This is a genomic window from Mesorhizobium sp. B2-1-1 (assembly GCF_006442975.2).
Lineage (GTDB): Bacteria > Pseudomonadota > Alphaproteobacteria > Rhizobiales > Rhizobiaceae > Mesorhizobium.
The window spans coordinates 3,631,094-3,647,132 of the sequence record NZ_CP083954.1; the positions used below are offsets into that span (position 1 = coordinate 3,631,094).

Here is a 16,039-nt window from a genome sequence, read left to right on the forward strand (position 1 = left end):
AAACTATTTTGGTTAATGGCCTGTGGCCCGACCGGTCCCCACTCTTGGCACAAGCCTGCAAGCTGGGTGACCGGCAGGTGCGGGGTGCGTTTGGGCGGATTAGAAACCCCTGCGGCTCGTGAACGAAACGAAACCAAAATGCCAACTTCCGCCGGAAAACGGCCAGACACCACCACTGGTCGCGACGGGCTGCGTTCGTTCGTTCGCTTGACGAAACCGTATAATAATGTACGGTTTTCGAAGAGGAACACCAATGACCACGCCGAAGCAGGCCGCGCGACGCGAACGGATAGAGGAGGCCGCCTATGCGGTGCTCCGGGAAGCCGGCTACAAGAGCGCCTCCCTGCTTGCTATCGCCAAGCGGGCATTGGCCTCGAACGAAACCCTCTACAACTGGTACGGCAACAAGCAGACCCTGTTTCGATCCTTGATCGAAGCCAATGCGGGAGAGGCAAGGAAGCTGCTGGAGGACGCCCTTCACCAGGCGCGCGATCCGCTCGAAACCCTGAACTTGCTCGGGCCAGTCCTGCTGACCCTCGTGACGGGCGACAAGGCGGTGGCGCTCAATCGCGCCGCGGCCGGCGACGTCAACGATACAGGCACGCTTGGCCAATCGATCGCGCAATTCGGCCGCAATACCATAATGCCGCTTGTTGGTGACCTGCTTCGAACCGCAAGTCGGGCCGGCCTGATCGCCTGTGACGATCCTGCCGAAGCCGCCGACATCTACATCAGTCTTTTGATCGGCGATCTCCAGGTTCGCCGGATCGTTGGGGTGCTCGAGGAATTGCCTCGGGCGGAAATCGAGCAAAGATCGAACCGGGCGTTCACCCTGTTCTTGCGCCTCTATGCGGCCAGCCCTTGCCCGGGCGGCAAAACAGCCGGCCCGTTTCCAGGGCGCTCTTCTCACCGAGGAACATCGCGACCATGAGCAAAATTCCCGATCTCGCAGCGATCGAGGCAATGGACACCGCGGATCCGCTGCGTGCCATGCGTGACCGCTTCACCTTGCCCCAGGGGGTGATCTATCTCGACGGCAATTCGCTGGGCGCCGCTTCGCCCGCCGTGTTCGGCGAGCTGCAGAAGGCCGCCACGCAGGAGTGGGCGCAGGATCTCATCCGCGCCTGGAACACCGCCGGCTGGTTCGACATGCCGGTCGAACTCGGCGACCAACTCGGGCGCCTGATCGGGGCCGCCGCCGGCCAGACGGTGGTCTGCGATACCACCTCGATCAACATCTACAAGGTGCTGCATGCGGCACTCGGGATGCGGCCGGACAGGTCAGTCATCGTCGCCGAGGGGGACAGCTTTCCGACCGATCTCTATATGGCCGAAGGCGTTGCCTCGACGCGGCCGGGCACGGTGCTGCGGCTCGAGGGTGTCGATGCGCCGACCATAGAAGAACTGATCGACGAGCGGGTCGCGGTCATCCTGGTCAACCACGTCAACTACAAATCCGGGCAGTTGCGCGACATGGCCGCGCTGACGCGGACGGCACATGATGCCGGCGCGCTGATCGTCTGGGATCTCTGCCATACCGCCGGCGCCTTGCCGGTCGAGCTCGACCGTTCGAACGCCGATTTCGCCGTCGGCTGCACCTACAAATATCTCAATGGAGGCCCAGGTGCCCCGGCCTTCATCTACGCGGCCGAGCGCCACCATGGCGATGTCCGCCAGCCGCTCAGCGGCTGGTGGGGCCATGCGCGGCCTTTCGCCTTCGAACAGGGTTTTGCTGCCGGCACAGGCATCCGCCGGTTTCTCTGCGGCACGCAGCCTGTGCTGTCGATGCGCGCGCTCAAAGGGGCCCTCGATGTCTGGAACGACGTCGACATGGCAGAGGTGCGCAGGAAGAGCATCGCATTGACCGATCTGTTCATCCAGCTCGTCGAGGCAAAATGCGGCGCCTACGGCCTCGAACTCGAAGGCCCGCGCGACGGCAATGAGCGCGGTAGCCAGGTGTCGTTCCTCCACCCGCATGGCTATCAGGTGATGCGGGCCTTGATCGAGCGCGGCGTGATCGGCGATTTCCGCGCGCCATCCACGATTCGCTTCGGCTTTACGCCGCTTTATGTCGGCTATGTCGATGTCTGGCAGGCTGTCGAGGTGCTGGAAGACATTTTGCGCACGGACGCGTGGCAGGAGGCGCGTTTCGCCGTCAAGGCGGCGGTGACTTAAGAGCCTGTCGCTCAGAAAAGCGCAGTGGGTTCGGGATAACGATATGCAGTCGGCAAAGCTACGTCAGAGCCGGGTGCGGACCTTCCACAGCTCCGGGAACAACTCCACCTCCAGCATCTTCTTCAGGTAGGACGCGCCCGATGTGCCGCCGGTGCCGCGCTTCATGCCGATGATGCGCTCGACCGTGGTGACGTGGTTGAAGCGCCAACGGCGGAAATAATCCTCGAAGTCGACCAGCTTCTCGGCGAGTTCGTAGAACATCCAGTAGCGCTGCGGGTCGCGGTAGATGGTCTGCCAGGCGACAAGGACCTCTTCGTTCTCGGTCCGCGTTTCGCGCCAGTCCGTACGCCTTGCGTCGGCGCCGATGTCGAAGCCGTTGCGGGCGAGCAGCAGCAGCGTCTCGTCGTAGAGCGACGGTTGCGCCAGAATCGCCTCCAGTTTCTCGCTGAGGTCCGGCCGGTGCTTGTGCGGTCCGAGCATTGCGAGATTGCGGTTGCCGGCCACGAACTCGATGGCACGGTACTGCCAGGACTGGAAGCCCGAGGACTGGCCGAGCGCATCGCGAAATTCGGTGTATTCACTGGGCGTCATGGTGCGCAGCACGTCCCAGGCATTGTTGAGCTGCTCGAAGATGCGGGCGACACGCGAAAGCATCTTGAAGCTCGGTTCGAGACGGTCTGCGCGGATGGAGCGGATTGCTGCGCCGGTTTCGTGCAGCGCGAGCTTCATCCAGAGCTCCGAGGTCTGGTGCTGGATGATGAACAGCATCTCGTCATGGGCTGACGAAAGCGGCTCCTGCGCCTCGAGCACCTTTTCCAGATGCAGATAGTCGCTGTAGGACATGCGCTCCTTGAACGACATTTCCGCGCCCTCGGCGGAGGGGTCGTAGGGCTTGCTCAATTGACCTTCTCCGCGCGCAGCCGGAAGCGCTGGATCTTGCCGGTCTGCGTCTTGGGCAAAGCGGCGATGAATTTTACCGAACGCGGATATTTGTAGGGCGCGATCATGGCCTTGACGTGATCCTGCAGACGCTTGACGGTCATTGCGTCTGGCGCCACGCCTTGCACGAGCACCACATGAGCCTCGACGATCTGGCCGCGCTCGGCATCCTCGGCGCCAACCACCGCGCATTCGGCGACATCGGCATGCGCCAGCAGCGCCGCTTCGACCTCAGGGCCGGCGATGTTGTAGCCGGCACTGACGATCATGTCGTCGGAGCGCGCGGCGAAGTGGAAAAAACCGTCCTCGTCCTGCCAGAACGTGTCGCCGGTGAGGTTCCACCCGTCGCGGACATAGTCGCTCTGCCTGGCATCGGCCATGTAGCGGCAGCCGGTCGGTCCCCGCACCGCGAGCCTGCCCGCGGTGCCGCGCGGCACTTCGCACATTTCGTCGTCGACGACGCGCGCCTGATAGCCGCCAACGGCCTTGCCGGTGGAGGCAGGCTTCATGTCATCGAAGCGGTTGGAGATGAAAATATGCAGCATTTCCGTGGCGCCGATGCCGTCAAGGATCGGCTTTCCGGTTTTCTCAGTCCATTCCTCGAACACCGGCGCCGGCAAGGTTTCGCCGGCCGAAACGGCGACGCGCAGCGACGATAAATCGGCCCCTTCGTCCATGGCCTTGAGCATTGCGCGATAGGCGGTGGGCGCGGTGAAGGAGATCGTCGCTTTGTAGGTTTCGATGATGTGGACCATGTTGGGCGGCGTTGCCTGTTCCAGCAGCGTCGCCGCGGCGCCGAAACGCAGCGGGAAGATGGCGAGCCCGCCAAGGCCAAAGGTGAAGGCCAGGGGCGGCGAGCCGACGAAGATGTCGTCAGGCGTCACCTGCAGGATCTCGCGGGCGTAGGCGTCGGCGATGATCAGGAGGTCGCGGTGAAAATGCATCGTCGCCTTCGGCACGCCTGTCGTGCCTGAGGTGAAGCCGAGCAGGGCGACGTCGTCACGCCCGGTCTGCACCGCGGTAAACGTCACGGGCTTGTCGAGGGCGGCGCGATCGAGTTCGGCGTCGTGGTTGGCGGTGCCGTCGAAGCCGATGACCTGCTTGAGGAACGCGCTGTCCTTGGCGCAGGCGGTCATCTCGTCCATCAGCCTGGTGTCGCACAGCGCTGTGGTGATTTCGGCCTTGTCGACGATCTTGGCAAGTTCGCCGGCGCGCAGCATCGGCATCGTGTTGACCACGACGGCGCCGACCTTGGTGGCGGCCAGCCAGCAGGCCACCATTGCGGGGTTGTTGGCCGAGCGGATCAGCACCCGGTTGCCTGGCTTGACGCCGTAATTCTCGACCAGCGCATGCGCCAGCCTGTTCGTCCAGTCGGATAATTCCTTGTAGGTGCGGCGGCGGCCGTTGCCGATCAGCGCGGTGTGGTCGCCCAACCCTTTCTCGACCAGCCTGTCGGTCAGTTCGACGCCGGCATTGAGCCGTTCGGGATAGTCGAAGCCGTCGAGCAGGAAGTCCGGCCATTGATCCGCCGGCGGCAGGTTATCGCGCGTGAACGTGTCGATATGCGCTGATGGCCCAAGCATTTTCGGCTGCCCCTGTCTGCCTCACGCCCATCGCTGAACAAGGCACAGGATCGCACCAGTCGAAATTTGTTTCAAGCCTAAAATGTTTTGCCCCCGGAGCATTGACGTTGCCGCTGTCGATCGCCATTGCTATCGGCTGAAACGATGCCGTCCGGGGGAGGGTGCCGATGCTCGAACATCGCATTGCCGATTGGGACAATGCCTACGCCAACGGCGCCAACATCGCCGGCAGCGATCGCTGGCCAGCTGCATGGGTCGAACCGGCGCAGGCATTTCGCGATGCGCTTGCGGCAAAGGGCAGGGCTCAGCTCGACATCGCCTATGGCGACAGGCCGCGCAACCGGCTCGATCTCTTCCTTCCCGCCGGGGCACCCAAGGGGCTCGTCGTGTTCATCCATGGCGGCTACTGGCTGGAGTCCGACAAGGATAGCTGGTCGCATCTCGCCAGGGGCTCGGTTGACAGCGGCTTTGCCGTGGCGATGCCGTCCTATACGCTCTGCCCCGCCATACGCATCGCCGGCATCTCCCACGAGATCGGCGCGGCAATCGGCAAGGCGGCGGCGATGGTCGGGGGACCGCTTATGCTGACCGGGCATTCGGCCGGCGGCCATCTCGCCAGCCGCATGGCGACGACATCAACGCCCCTGGCGGCCGGCGTGGCAAGGCGCGTACGCCACGTCGTTTCGATTTCGGGCCTGCATGACCTGCGTCCGCTTATGCGCACCGGCATGAACGCGGCGCTGAAAATCGATGAAGCCGAGGCGCTGACGGAAAGCCCGGCGCTGCTGCGGCCCATGGATGGCGCTCGCGTCACGTGCTGGGCCGGAGGCGGCGAGCGGTCCGAGTTCTTGCGCCAGAACGCCTTGCTGGCCAATATCTGGACAGGGCTTGGTGCCATCACGAGCGCGGTGGTCGAGCCGGACCGACATCATTACGACATTGTCGAAGGCTTGGCCGATCCGGCGCATCCGCTGACACGAGTTTTGCTAGCGGAGTCAACAATCTGATTTGTCGCTAGAATCAGCTGGTTATACGGTGAATATTCACCTCAACATGAGAACGCTGCAAGCGTCTCCCACAGCCGCGGCGGACGCAAACGGCTCGCGCACGATCAGTCCGTTGGCGTCGGCCAGCATCCTCAGCATCGAGGAATCCTGGATGCTGAAAGGGGTTGCAACCAGCATGCCGGCCTCTTGCCTGACCACCGCCCGCACATAGTCCTGGCGCAGATCATTGGCCTGCATGGCGGCGCCCAGCCTTGCCTGACGAATATCTTGCCGGAAATCGCGGCCGCCGAGGCGTGCCAGGAGCGGTTTCAGGAACAGTTGCGAGCAGACGAGGCTCGCCACCGGATTGCCGGGCAGGCCGATGCACCTGATGTCGCCGAGGCGGCCGAACATCAGCGGCTTGCCGGGACGCATGGCGATCTTCCAGAAACCGAGCGTCATGCCTTCGCCGGTCAGCACGTCATGGATCAGATCGTGGTCGCCGACCGAGGCGCCGCCAAGCGTGACGATGACATCAGCGCCGGCCGCGACCGCTTTCCTGACCAGCGCCGCGATGGCTTCCTCGCGATCAGCGGCAATGCCGAGATCAAGCGCATGCGCGCCGACCGATTGCGCGGCGGCGGCGACGCCATAGGCGTTTGACGAAATGATCTGGTCGGGGCCGAGTTCGCTGCCGGGCGGCAGCAGCTCGTCGCCGGTGGCGATGATGGCAACCAGCGGCCGCTTTACGACGCCCACCCGGGGATGGTTGGCCGAGGCGACAAGCGACAGTGCTGCCGGATCGAGCACGCGGCCTTTTTCCAGCAGAATGTCGCCCTCGGAGAAATCGAGCCCGAAGCGGCGGATGTTGCGCCCCTCGGCCGTCGGTTCGACCACCTCGATGCTGCCGCCGCCGAGGTCACGAACGTTTTCCTGGATGACGATGGTGTCTGCGCCTTGCGGCAGCGGAGCACCGGTGAAGATGCGCACGGCCTGCGCCTTGCCGACGGCGCCGTCAAAGCCGCGCCCGGCCGCCGCCACGCCCATCACCGAAAGCCGGGACGGCACGGACGCGACATCGACAGCGCGGACCGCGTATCCGTCCATGGCAGAGGCGTTGAAGGGCGGTTGGGTGCGCAACGCCACCACCGGTTCCGCGAGAACGCGATCCACGGCCTCGAGGAGCGAAACGCTTTCGCTCGCAAGCGGCGCAGCACCCTCCAGCAGGCGTTCGAGCGCTGCTGCGACCGGAAGCAGCGCCATCAGGCGACCGCCCCATCTTCGCCAGCGGCTTTGTAGTCGCCCGACTTGCCGCCGGTCTTTTCGACCAACCGGATGCCGGTGATGATCATGGCACGGTCGACCGCCTTGGCCATGTCGTAAATGGTCAGGCAGGCAACCGAAGCCGCGGTGAGCGCTTCCATCTCGACGCCGGTCTTGCCGGTGACGCGCGCCAGCGCAATGATCTTCAGTCCGGGCAGGGCAGGATCGGGCTCAATGTCGACGGAGACCTTGGTCAAGAGCAGCGGATGGCAGAGCGGGATCAACTCATGCGTCTTCTTCGCTGCCATGATGCCGGCTATGCGCGCGGTGCCCAGCACATCGCCTTTCTTGGCATTGCCGGCCAGGATCATCTTCAGCGTCTCGGGCCGCATCGAGACGAAACCCTCGGCGACAGCGGTGCGCGTCGTTTCGTCCTTGCCGCCAACATCGACCATGTTGGCCTGGCCCTGCGGGCCGAGATGGGTGAGGGCGGCCGTCATCGTCAGACGGCCTCGGCCGCTGCCTTGCCGGTGAGCAGCGCGCGCGTTGCCGCGGTCACATCCTGCTGGCGCATCAAACTTTCGCCGACCAGGAAGGTGCCGATGTCGCTCTTCTGCAATCTGAGGCAGTCGTCATGAGAGAAGATGCCGCTTTCGCTGACCAGCAAGTAACCGCCCGGAATCATCGCCCGCAGTCGTTCCGAGGTTTCGAGACGGGTCTCGAATGTCCGCAGATTACGGTTGTTGATGCCGATTAATTGCGACGACAGCTTCAGTGCGCGCTCCGTCTCGGCCTCGTCGTGGACCTCGATCAGCGCATCCATGCCGAGTTCGAATGCCGTCGCTTCAAGCTCGCTCGCCAAATCATCATCTACGCTGGCCATGATGATCAGGATGGCGTCCGCCCCCCAGGCGCGAGCTTCATGGACCTGATAAGGATCGAACAGAAAATCCTTGCGCAGCGCGGGCAGGGTGACGGCGGCTCTTGCCTTGGTGAGAAATTCCGGCGCGCCCTGGAAAGACGGTGCGTCGGTCAGCACCGAAAGACAGGCGGCGCCGCCCTTTGCATAGGCCCGCGCGAGCGCTGGCGGATCGAAGTCGGCGCGGATCAAGCCCTTGGACGGGCTTGCCTTCTTGATCTCGGCAATCAGAGCGAAGCCGCCGGATCTGCGCTTCGCCTCAAGCGCCGTGAGAAAGCCGCGCGGCGCGTCAGTGTCTTTCGCCCGCGCCTTGATCTCGGCCAGCGGCACGCGCGCCTTGGCCGTCGCGATCTCGTCGCGCTTGTAGGCCTCGATCTTGCGCAGGATGTCCGACATCTGTCTAACCGTTCGAAATCTCGACCAGCCGGTCGAGCACCTGCAGCGCCCGGCCGCTGTCGATGGCTTGCACTGCCGTCGCCATGCCGTCGGCGAGCGTCGTCGCCTTGCCCGCCACCACCAAGCCGCCGCCGGCGTTCATCAGCACGGTGTCGCGAAAAGCGCCCACGGCGCCACCCAGCATAGCGCGCAACGCCTCGGCGTTGTAGGCAGCGTCGCCGCCGCGCAGTTCTTCCTTGGTGTGACGGGTCAGGCCAACCGCTTCGGGCGTCAAGGTGAAGGTGCGGATCTCGCCGCCGATCAGTTCGGCGACATGCGTTTCGCCCGTGGTGGTGATCTCGTCGTAGCCGTCGCCATGAACGACCCAGGCATGCTCGGTGCCCAGCGCCTTCAGCGTCTGGGCCACCGGTATGATCCATTCCGGCATGAATACGCCGACCATCTGCCGGCGCACGTCGGCCGGGTTGGAGAGCGGACCGAGCAAGTTGAAGATGGTCCTGGTGCCGAGCTCCACGCGGGTCGGGCCGACATGCTTCATCGCCGGGTGATGTGCCGGCGCGAACATGAAGCCGACACCAGCCTCGTGGATGCAGCGGCCGATGGCCTGCGGCGTGAGGTCGATCTTGACGCCGAGCGCGGTCAGGACGTCGGCCGCACCGGTCAGCGAAGACAACCCGCGATTGCCATGCTTGGCGACCGGAACCCCGCTGGCGGCGATGACGAAAGCGGATGCCGTCGAGATGTTGACGGAGTGCGAATTGTCGCCGCCGGTGCCAACGATGTCGATGGCGCCGACAGGTGCGTCGACGCGAAGCATCTTGGCGCGCATGGTGGCGACGGCGCCCGAAATCTCGTCCACCGTCTCGCCGCGCACACGCAACGCCATCAGGAAGCCGCCGATCTGGCCGGGCGTAGCATCGCCCGACATGATGATGTCGAAGGCCTCGCGCGCCTCGTCGAAGGACAGGGCGGTGCCGGTCGCGACCTTGGCGATATGGGTTTTCAGCGCGCTCATCTTGTCGAGGCTTGGGCAACGGCAGCCTGGTCGACGCGGACGCCGTACTGCGTCTGCAACTGCGCCACCAACTGGTCGAGCAGATCGTCCGACATGCCGGAGGTGAAGGACTTGCGCGCGTCCTCGGGCACCGAACTGGCATCGGCCCCGGCGGGTTCGAACACCTCGGCGACCTTGAACAGGATTTGCGCGTCGCTGGTGGGAGAGGGGATCAGGCCGGTGCCGCCTTCGCCGACGCCGAACATCACCGCTGCACCTTCCTTGCCGAAATCGGCGTCGTCGGCTTCGCGCTTCAGGCCACGCTTGGTCTGCTTTTCCAGCTTGAGCTCGCCGGCAATGACGTCGAGCGTTGCGCCGGCCTTGAGCCGCTTTTCCAGCTCCTGCGCCTTGGCGGTCAGCCGCTTGGCCGTCTCGGCCGCGGTCCAGTCGGCAACGACCTTCTGGCGAACTTCGTCCAGCGTGCGGTCGCGGGCCGGCGTGATCGAAGCCACTTCATAGAAAATGAAGCCGTTATCGGCCGTGGTCAGCGCCTCGTTTTCAGTATTCGGTTCGGCATCGAAGGCAGCCTTGATCAGGGCCGGCGATTCCGGCAGATCCTTGACGATGGAGCCATCGGGCCGCAGGCCACTGCGATCGATCGCGTCGACAGTGACGACCTTCAGCTTCAGCTTGGCGGCGGCGTCGGCCAGCGAACTGCCGGCGGCGCGACTGTCCTCGTAATTATCATGCACGTCCAGAAGGATGCGGTTTGCCTCGCCCAGCGCCAGGTCCTTGCGGATCTGGTCCGACACTTCGGCCAGCGGCTTCACGACTTCGGGCTTGATCTCGGTGACGCGCAGCAGCACGGGACCAAAGGCACCCTGCACGACAGGGCTGACCTCATTGACGTTGAGCGCAAAAGCAGCGTCGGCGACCGCCTTGTCGGCGATCTTGTCCTTGGCGAGCGTTCCGAGCAGCGTGTCGGCCGGGGTCTTGCCTTCCGCAGTGACGAGCTTGTCGAAGGTTGCGCCGGACTTCAACGAATCGAGCGCGGCCTTGGCCTCGTCCGGCGTCTTGAACACAAGCTGCTCTATGGTGCGCATCTCGGGAGTGGTGTAGCGCGCCTTGTTCTTGTTGTAGTCGTCGCTGACCTGGGCGTCGGTCACCGAGCTCGTATCCATGATGTCCTGCGGCTCGAGCCTGACATAGGAAAACTTGCGGTATTCGGGCGCGGCATAGGTCTTCTTGTTGGCCTCGAAATAGGCCTGCAGCGCGCTGTCGCTCGGCGCCTCGATGGGTTCGACCAGCGCCTTCGGCAAGGTCAGATAGTCGACCGTACGATCCTCGCCACGGTACAGGGCCACCGCCTTGAAGAAGGTGTCAGGCGCCTTGAGGCCGTCCGAAACCGCCTCGACGATCTGCTGGCGCACCGCGACCTGGGCACGATTCTTCAAATAATCCTCCGGGCGCATGCCGACCTCACGCAGCCTGTATTCGAAGGCTCTCCGGTCGAACTGTCCGCCGGGGCCCTTGAACGCCGGATCCTCGCGGGTGAGTTCCGCCAGCCGGTCCTTGGACAGGCCAAGGCCGAGCTTGCGAGCCTGTTCGTCGAGGACCGCGCCCGAAACAAGCTGCGCCAACACCTGGTTGTCGACGCCGAGCGCCTTTGCCTGTTCGTGGGTGAGGCGCTGACCGAACTGCTGCGACATGACGGCGAGCTGGCGGTCATAGGCGAGGCGGTATTCGTTGATCGACACCTTGGTGCCGCCGGCCGTGATGACGGAGTCGTGGCCGGCAAGGCCACCCATCAGCCGTCCCGATACGCCCCAGACCGCAAAACTGACCACCAGCAGCGAAAGCAGTAACTTCGCGACCCAGGTGCCCGCCGCGCTTCTCAATATACCAAGCATCGTTACTTCCGATTTATGCGCATTTTCGGATGCGCCGAGTCTGAAACAAGCGCAATAGCGCCCTTCCGGTCCACTGTCGATTGCTTTGTGGCTTGATTTTGGTAGTGAGAACGCCAGCCGAATGTCACCCGGAGAAGCAAACGATGACGCCAGGAATTCGCCCGCTCGTCGCAGGCAACTGGAAAATGAACGGTACCAGCGCCTCGCTCAACGAACTCAGGATGATCGGCAACGGTTTCATGAGCGGGCTCGACGCAGACACCGAGGCGCTGGTCTGCGTTCCCGCGACCTTACTCGCCCATGCCGCCGAGATTCTGTCGCGTACGCCGGTTCATGCCGGCGGTGAGGATTGCCACGCCAAGGAGAGCGGCGCCTATACCGGGTGCATCTCCGCGGAGATGCTGAAGGATGCGGGCGCGACCCACGTCATCGTCGGCCATTCCGAATGCCGCGAACAGCGCGGCGAGGATGATGCGACAGTTCAGGCCAAGGCCTCCGCAGCCTGGCGCGCCGGGCTTGTGGCCATTGTCTGCATCGGCGAGACGCGGCAGGAGCGCGAAGCGGGCGCGACGCTGGACGTGCTGTCACGCCAAGTTGCCGGTTCGGTGCCGGCAAGCGCTACCGCGTCCAACACGATCGTTGCCTATGAGCCGGTGTGGGCGATCGGCACCGGCCTGACCCCGACCGTCGCCGATGTAGCCGAAGCGCATGCGCATATTCGCGAAAAACTGTCGGAGAAGCTCGGCGCCGCCGCGGGCAAGATGCGCATTCTCTATGGCGGTTCGGTCAAGCCGTCCAATGCAGTGGAACTGCTTGGGGTCAGGAATGTCGACGGCGCGCTGGTTGGCGGGGCCAGCCTGAAAGCGGCCGACTTCCTGGGCATCGCGGAAGCCTATCGCAGCATCTCCTGATGACTTCGCGCGGCGCCGAAGCGGGCGCGGCGCACGGGAAATCGTTGTAAAGGACGCCTTGCTTCCCATATTCCGGCCACGGGCTTGGAAATGCCGTGAAAGCATTGTATTGAGCCGCCTCCAATTCCCCGGTCGTGTCCGCGGCCGGGCAGGGCATTGCCAGGATAAACTATGCAAACCGTACTGATCGTCATCCATCTCATGGTCGTTCTGGCCCTTGTCGGCGTTGTGCTGCTGCAGCGCTCCGAAGGCGGCGGCCTTGGCATTGGTGGCGGATCTGGCTTCATGACGGCGCGCGGCGCCGCCAATGCGCTGACCCGGGCGACGGCGATTCTGGCGGCCGCTTTCTTCGTGACGTCGCTGACCTTGTCGATCATTGCCCGCTACGGCGAGAAGCCGATCGACATTCTCGACCGCGTTCCCGCAACATCGGACGGCGCCGGCAAGGGCGTACTCAACCAATTGCCTGGCACGACCACCCCGACGCCGCCTTCAGGCAACGCGGCGCCGACGCCGCCTTCCGGCAACGGAGCCGCGACAACGCCGCCAGCCAATGCTCCGGCCGCGCCGCCCGCCGCCGGCTCGACGTCGCCGGCGACCAACGGCGCCAGCACCGCGCCCGCGGCCCCGCAGGTGCCGAACCAGTAATCCGGGTTCGTTCAAGGGCTATCTGACAGGGAGCGCCGGCATGCGAACGCCGGCATTCTGCGTCGTTACAACCGAACTGCGCTCGGTTCCGGCTCTCGCTGCCGGGCCCTCGGCCCGCTCTGATCTCTTACACTCAGCCGATCTGTTGTCGTTTGACCACAGTCGCGGCAAATGCGGCGGCATCACGAAGATTCGACGGGAAGTGCAGCGGCCTCGCGCTTGAGGCGCCCGCGCTTATTCGACTATAGATTGCGCGCGGCATTTTCGGTGTCCTTGGGGGACGCCGGGCGACGCCGTGGGCAACAAATATTGAACGATCGGATCTTCGCCATGCAGCTTCGCAGCTTCATCTTCCTGGGACTTTGCGCCGCACTCGGCATGAGCTCCCCGGCTTTCGCCGGCGTGCCAGCCAATTTGGCCGCCAATCAGTCGGTCGGCAAGACCGACGCCCTCAACGTCGCAGCCAAGAGCGATGCGGCGCAGTTGAGGCTTCTCAAGAAGAAGAAAAATCCGACACCGGACGATCTCGCCCAGATCAAAAAGATCGAGGCCAAGATCGTTGCCGACAAGGAAGCCGCCAAGGCCAAGGCGCTGGAAGCCAGGAAGATGGCGATGCGCGAAGCGGCGAAAGCGAAGGCCGAGGCGGAACGGCAGGCGTTCCTGGCCAAGAGAGGCAAGACTGCCCCGGCGACCGAAGTGGCCGCGGCCAAGCCGGCCAAGAATGTCACGAAGATCATCGAGCCGTTGACGCCGATCGAGCCGATTCCTTCGGCCGAACCGGAATCGGCCGAGGTGATGAACGTTGCGCTGACCGGCAATAATGGCGAATTGCGCAGCGAGCTGCCTGGCCAGAAGCAGCGCACCGGCGGCGGCCTGTTCGCCGGACTGTTTGGCGGCCAGATGGCATCGTCCTCGATCAACTATCTGCCTGAGACCCGTGCGCTGGATTCGGCGCTCGCCAGGAAAAACGCCAAGAAGCCGTTCAAGGTAAAGCCGGAGTTCGTGCCACAGGACGTGGAATTCACCGGTTACGAGGCCGGCACGATCGTCATCGATACCAGTGCCCGCCGGCTCTATCTGGTGGAATCATCGTCCACCGCCCGCCGCTACGCCATCGCGGTCGGCCGCGAAGGATTGCAGTTCAAGGGCACCGTGGCGGTCGGCGACAAGCAGGAGTGGCCACGCTGGATCCCGACGCTGGACATGCAGAAGCGCGAGCCCAAGCATTATGCCCAGTACAAGGACGGCATGCCCGGCGGCGGCCAGAATCCGCTCGGCGCCCGCGCCATCTACCTCTATGACGGCAAGAAGGACACGCATCTGCGCATCCACGGCACCATCGCGCCGCAGTCGATCGGAACCAGCGCTTCCAATGGCTGTTTCCGCATGATGAACGAGCACGTCATGGACCTCTACAGCCGCGTCAAGGTCGGCACCAAGGTCGTCATCATCTGACGTTTGCAGCAGCTTGCCAAAAGGGCCGGTTCAGCCGGCCCTTTTGTTTTGCCTCGCTCTCGGTCGCGTTCCAGTGGAACGGGCCAGCCCGTTCGACATGGGCCTATCCGAAAACCGGATCCCATTTTCGGATCACGGTTCGAGCGCCTTGTTGGGAAAAAGCCTTAGCGGCGGTTTTTTCTCTGGCGGAATCAATCCGGCCGCGTTAAGCGATGACTCCCATGGCGCGATATGTATTCATCACAGGCGGCGTGGTTTCCTCACTTGGAAAAGGCATTGCCGCAGCGGCCCTCGGGGCTCTCTTGCAGGCGCGGGGCTATCGCGCACGCATCAAAAAACTCGATCCCTACCTCAATGTCGATCCGGGCACGATGTCGCCGTATCAGCATGGCGAGGTGTTCGTCACCGATGACGGCGCCGAGACCGATCTCGATCTTGGCCATTACGAGCGGTTCACTGGCCGTTCCGCCAACCAGCAGGACAACATCACCACCGGCCGCATCTACAAGAACATCATCGAGCGCGAGCGGCGCGGCGACTACCTCGGCGCCACCGTGCAGGTCATCCCGCACGTCACCGACGAGATCAAGAATTTCGTCCTCGACGGCAATGACGACTATGATTTCGTGCTGTGCGAAATCGGCGGCACCGTGGGCGACATCGAGGCGATGCCTTTCCTGGAGGCGATCCGCCAGCTCGGCAACGACCTGCCGCGCAACAACGCCGTCTATGTGCATCTGACGCTGATGCCCTATATCCCGACCGCGGGCGAATTGAAGACCAAGCCGACCCAGCATTCGGTCAAGGAGCTGCGCGGCATCGGCATCGCGCCCGACATCCTGCTCGTCCGCGCCGACCGGGCCATTCCCAAGGAAGAGCGTAGAAAACTGTCGCTGTTCTGCAATGTCAGGGAAAGCGCGGTCATCCAGGCGCTCGACGTGCCGCACATCTACGACGTGCCGATGGCTTACCACAAGGAAGGGCTCGATTCGGAAGTGCTGGCCGCGTTCGGCATCGACCCCGCGCCGAAGCCGCGCATGGAGCCGTGGCAGGCCGTGTCCAACCGCATCCACAATCCGGAAGGCGAGGTGACCATCGCCATCGTCGGCAAATATACCGGCCTCAAGGACGCCTACAAATCGCTGATCGAGGCGCTGTCGCATGGCGGTCTGGCCAACCACGTCAAGGTCAAGCTCGACTGGATCGAATCGGAAATTTTCGAGAAGGAGGATCCGACGCCCTGGCTGGAAAAGGTGCATGGCATCCTTGTGCCCGGCGGTTTCGGCGAGCGCGGCTCGGAAGGCAAGATCCTGGCGGCGAAGTTCGCGCGTGAGCGCAAGGTGCCGTATTTCGGCATCTGCTTCGGCATGCAGATGGCCTGTATCGAGGCGGCGCGGTCCCTGGCCGGGGTCGATGAGGCCTCCTCGACCGAGTTCGGCCCGACCCAGGAGCCGGTCGTCGGCCTGATGACGGAGTGGCTGAAGGGCAACATGCTGGAGAAGCGCCGGGCAACCGGCGATCTCGGCGGCACGATGCGGCTCGGCGCCTATCAGGCCGAGCTCGCCAAGGGTTCCAAGATCGCCGACATTTATGGCGACACGCAGATTTCCGAGCGTCACCGCCACCGCTACGAGGTCAATATCGACTATAAGCAGCGGCTGGAGGATTGCGGCCTGGTGTTTGCCGGCATGTCGCCCGACGGCGTGCTGCCCGAAACGGTCGAATACCCCGACCATCCCTGGTTCATCGGCGTGCAATACCACCCCGAGCTGAAGAGCCGGCCGCTCGACCCGCATCCGCTGTTCGCCAGCTTCATCGAGGCGGCGGTCGAACAATCGCGCCTGGTATAGGCGCGCCAGG

At 63.9% G+C, this 16,039-nt stretch carries 14 protein-coding genes; 7 read left to right on the top strand and 7 right to left on the bottom strand.

The features are described from left to right. The first annotated feature begins 253 nt into the window (after window positions 1-253). A complete protein-coding gene (locus FJ972_RS17735) occupies window positions 254-931 on the top strand; it encodes a TetR/AcrR family transcriptional regulator (RefSeq protein WP_181173473.1) in 678 nt (225 codons plus the stop codon). Continuing rightward, on the top strand, window positions 928-2,175 hold the full coding sequence (gene kynU / locus FJ972_RS17740) for a kynureninase (protein WP_140525230.1): 1,248 nt from the start codon (window positions 928-930) through the stop codon (window positions 2,173-2,175). The genes FJ972_RS17735 and kynU overlap by 4 nt, the downstream gene beginning before the upstream one ends. A gap of 63 nt (window positions 2,176-2,238) precedes the next feature. On the opposite strand, the gene kynA is transcribed toward kynU, so the two are convergent. Continuing rightward, window positions 2,239-3,075 carry a tryptophan 2,3-dioxygenase gene (gene kynA, locus FJ972_RS17745; RefSeq protein ID WP_140525229.1) on the bottom strand — a complete coding sequence of 279 codons (837 nt, stop codon included), beginning with the start codon at window positions 3,073-3,075 and terminating at the stop codon, window positions 2,239-2,241. Then, window positions 3,072-4,697 (bottom strand): AMP-binding protein, encoded by a 1,626-nt coding sequence (locus FJ972_RS17750; RefSeq protein WP_140525228.1) that lies wholly within the window; start codon window positions 4,695-4,697, stop codon window positions 3,072-3,074. The genes kynA and FJ972_RS17750 overlap by 4 nt, the downstream gene beginning before the upstream one ends. A 167-nt stretch (window positions 4,698-4,864) precedes the next feature. On the opposite strand from FJ972_RS17750, the gene FJ972_RS17755 reads away from it, so the two are divergent. Continuing rightward, the gene (locus FJ972_RS17755) at window positions 4,865-5,704 is read left to right on the top strand and encodes an alpha/beta hydrolase (RefSeq protein WP_140525227.1); all 840 of its coding nucleotides are present in this window, start codon (window positions 4,865-4,867) and stop codon (window positions 5,702-5,704) included. Window positions 5,705-5,740: 36 nt separating this feature from the next. Here FJ972_RS17755 and glp read toward each other — a convergent pair whose 3' ends face one another. The 5 genes from glp to FJ972_RS17780 are packed head-to-tail and all read right to left on the bottom strand — an operon-like array spanning window position 5,741 to window position 11,165. Then, entirely contained in the window at window positions 5,741-6,946 is a 1,206-nt protein-coding gene (glp, locus tag FJ972_RS17760) for a gephyrin-like molybdotransferase Glp (protein WP_140525226.1), read from the bottom strand. Further along, complete coding sequence (gene moaC / locus FJ972_RS17765) at window positions 6,946-7,446, bottom strand: cyclic pyranopterin monophosphate synthase MoaC (protein ID WP_140525225.1); 501 nt, start codon at window positions 7,444-7,446, stop codon at window positions 6,946-6,948. The genes glp and moaC overlap by 1 nt, the downstream gene beginning before the upstream one ends. Before the next feature lie 2 nt (window positions 7,447-7,448). Then, a complete protein-coding gene (gene trpC / locus FJ972_RS17770) occupies window positions 7,449-8,261 on the bottom strand; it encodes an indole-3-glycerol phosphate synthase TrpC (protein ID WP_140515366.1) in 813 nt (270 codons plus the stop codon). 4 nt (window positions 8,262-8,265) lie between these two features. Further along, window positions 8,266-9,276, bottom strand: a complete 1,011-nt coding sequence (gene trpD / locus FJ972_RS17775) for an anthranilate phosphoribosyltransferase (RefSeq protein WP_140515367.1) — start codon at window positions 9,274-9,276, stop codon at window positions 8,266-8,268. Beyond that, a complete protein-coding gene (locus FJ972_RS17780; RefSeq protein ID WP_140498654.1) occupies window positions 9,273-11,165 on the bottom strand; it encodes a SurA N-terminal domain-containing protein in 1,893 nt (630 codons plus the stop codon). Before FJ972_RS17780 ends, trpD begins: the two co-directional genes overlap by 4 nt. A gap of 143 nt (window positions 11,166-11,308) precedes the next feature. On the opposite strand from FJ972_RS17780, the gene tpiA reads away from it, so the two are divergent. From tpiA to FJ972_RS17800, 4 genes are all read left to right on the top strand, one after another. Then, window positions 11,309-12,076 carry a triose-phosphate isomerase gene (gene tpiA / locus FJ972_RS17785; RefSeq protein ID WP_140498652.1) on the top strand — a complete coding sequence of 256 codons (768 nt, stop codon included), beginning with the start codon at window positions 11,309-11,311 and terminating at the stop codon, window positions 12,074-12,076. 171 nt (window positions 12,077-12,247) lie between these two features. After that, the gene (gene secG, locus FJ972_RS17790; RefSeq protein WP_140525224.1) at window positions 12,248-12,724 is read left to right on the top strand and encodes a preprotein translocase subunit SecG; all 477 of its coding nucleotides are present in this window, start codon (window positions 12,248-12,250) and stop codon (window positions 12,722-12,724) included. A gap of 330 nt (window positions 12,725-13,054) precedes the next feature. After that, entirely contained in the window at window positions 13,055-14,179 is a 1,125-nt protein-coding gene (locus tag FJ972_RS17795; RefSeq protein ID WP_140525223.1) for a L,D-transpeptidase, read from the top strand. 212 nt (window positions 14,180-14,391) lie between these two features. Beyond that, window positions 14,392-16,029, top strand: coding sequence for a CTP synthase (locus tag FJ972_RS17800; RefSeq protein ID WP_140525222.1), 1,638 nt, complete (start codon window positions 14,392-14,394; stop codon window positions 16,027-16,029). The last annotated feature ends 10 nt before the right edge of the window (window positions 16,030-16,039 follow it).

What these genes read in the sequence shown, in the direction of transcription:
- FJ972_RS17735 (WP_181173473.1), top strand. Translation starts at nt 254, where the DNA reads ATGACCACGCCGAAGCAGGCCGCGCGACGCGAACGGATAGAGGAGGCC.
- kynU (WP_140525230.1), top strand. Translation starts at nt 928, where the DNA reads ATGAGCAAAATTCCCGATCTCGCAGCGATCGAGGCAATGGACACCGCG.
- FJ972_RS17750 (WP_140525228.1), bottom strand. Translation starts at nt 4,697, where the DNA reads ATGCTTGGGCCATCAGCGCATATCGACACGTTCACGCGCGATAACCTG.
- FJ972_RS17755 (WP_140525227.1), top strand. Translation starts at nt 4,865, where the DNA reads ATGCTCGAACATCGCATTGCCGATTGGGACAATGCCTACGCCAACGGC.
- glp (WP_140525226.1), bottom strand. Translation starts at nt 6,946, where the DNA reads ATGGCGCTGCTTCCGGTCGCAGCAGCGCTCGAACGCCTGCTGGAGGGT.
- moaC (WP_140525225.1), bottom strand. Translation starts at nt 7,446, where the DNA reads ATGACGGCCGCCCTCACCCATCTCGGCCCGCAGGGCCAGGCCAACATG.
- trpC (WP_140515366.1), bottom strand. Translation starts at nt 8,261, where the DNA reads ATGTCGGACATCCTGCGCAAGATCGAGGCCTACAAGCGCGACGAGATC.
- trpD (WP_140515367.1), bottom strand. Translation starts at nt 9,276, where the DNA reads ATGAGCGCGCTGAAAACCCATATCGCCAAGGTCGCGACCGGCACCGCC.
- FJ972_RS17780 (WP_140498654.1), bottom strand. Translation starts at nt 11,165, where the DNA reads ATGCTTGGTATATTGAGAAGCGCGGCGGGCACCTGGGTCGCGAAGTTA.
- tpiA (WP_140498652.1), top strand. Translation starts at nt 11,309, where the DNA reads ATGACGCCAGGAATTCGCCCGCTCGTCGCAGGCAACTGGAAAATGAAC.
- secG (WP_140525224.1), top strand. Translation starts at nt 12,248, where the DNA reads ATGCAAACCGTACTGATCGTCATCCATCTCATGGTCGTTCTGGCCCTT.
- FJ972_RS17795 (WP_140525223.1), top strand. Translation starts at nt 13,055, where the DNA reads ATGCAGCTTCGCAGCTTCATCTTCCTGGGACTTTGCGCCGCACTCGGC.
- FJ972_RS17800 (WP_140525222.1), top strand. Translation starts at nt 14,392, where the DNA reads ATGACTCCCATGGCGCGATATGTATTCATCACAGGCGGCGTGGTTTCC.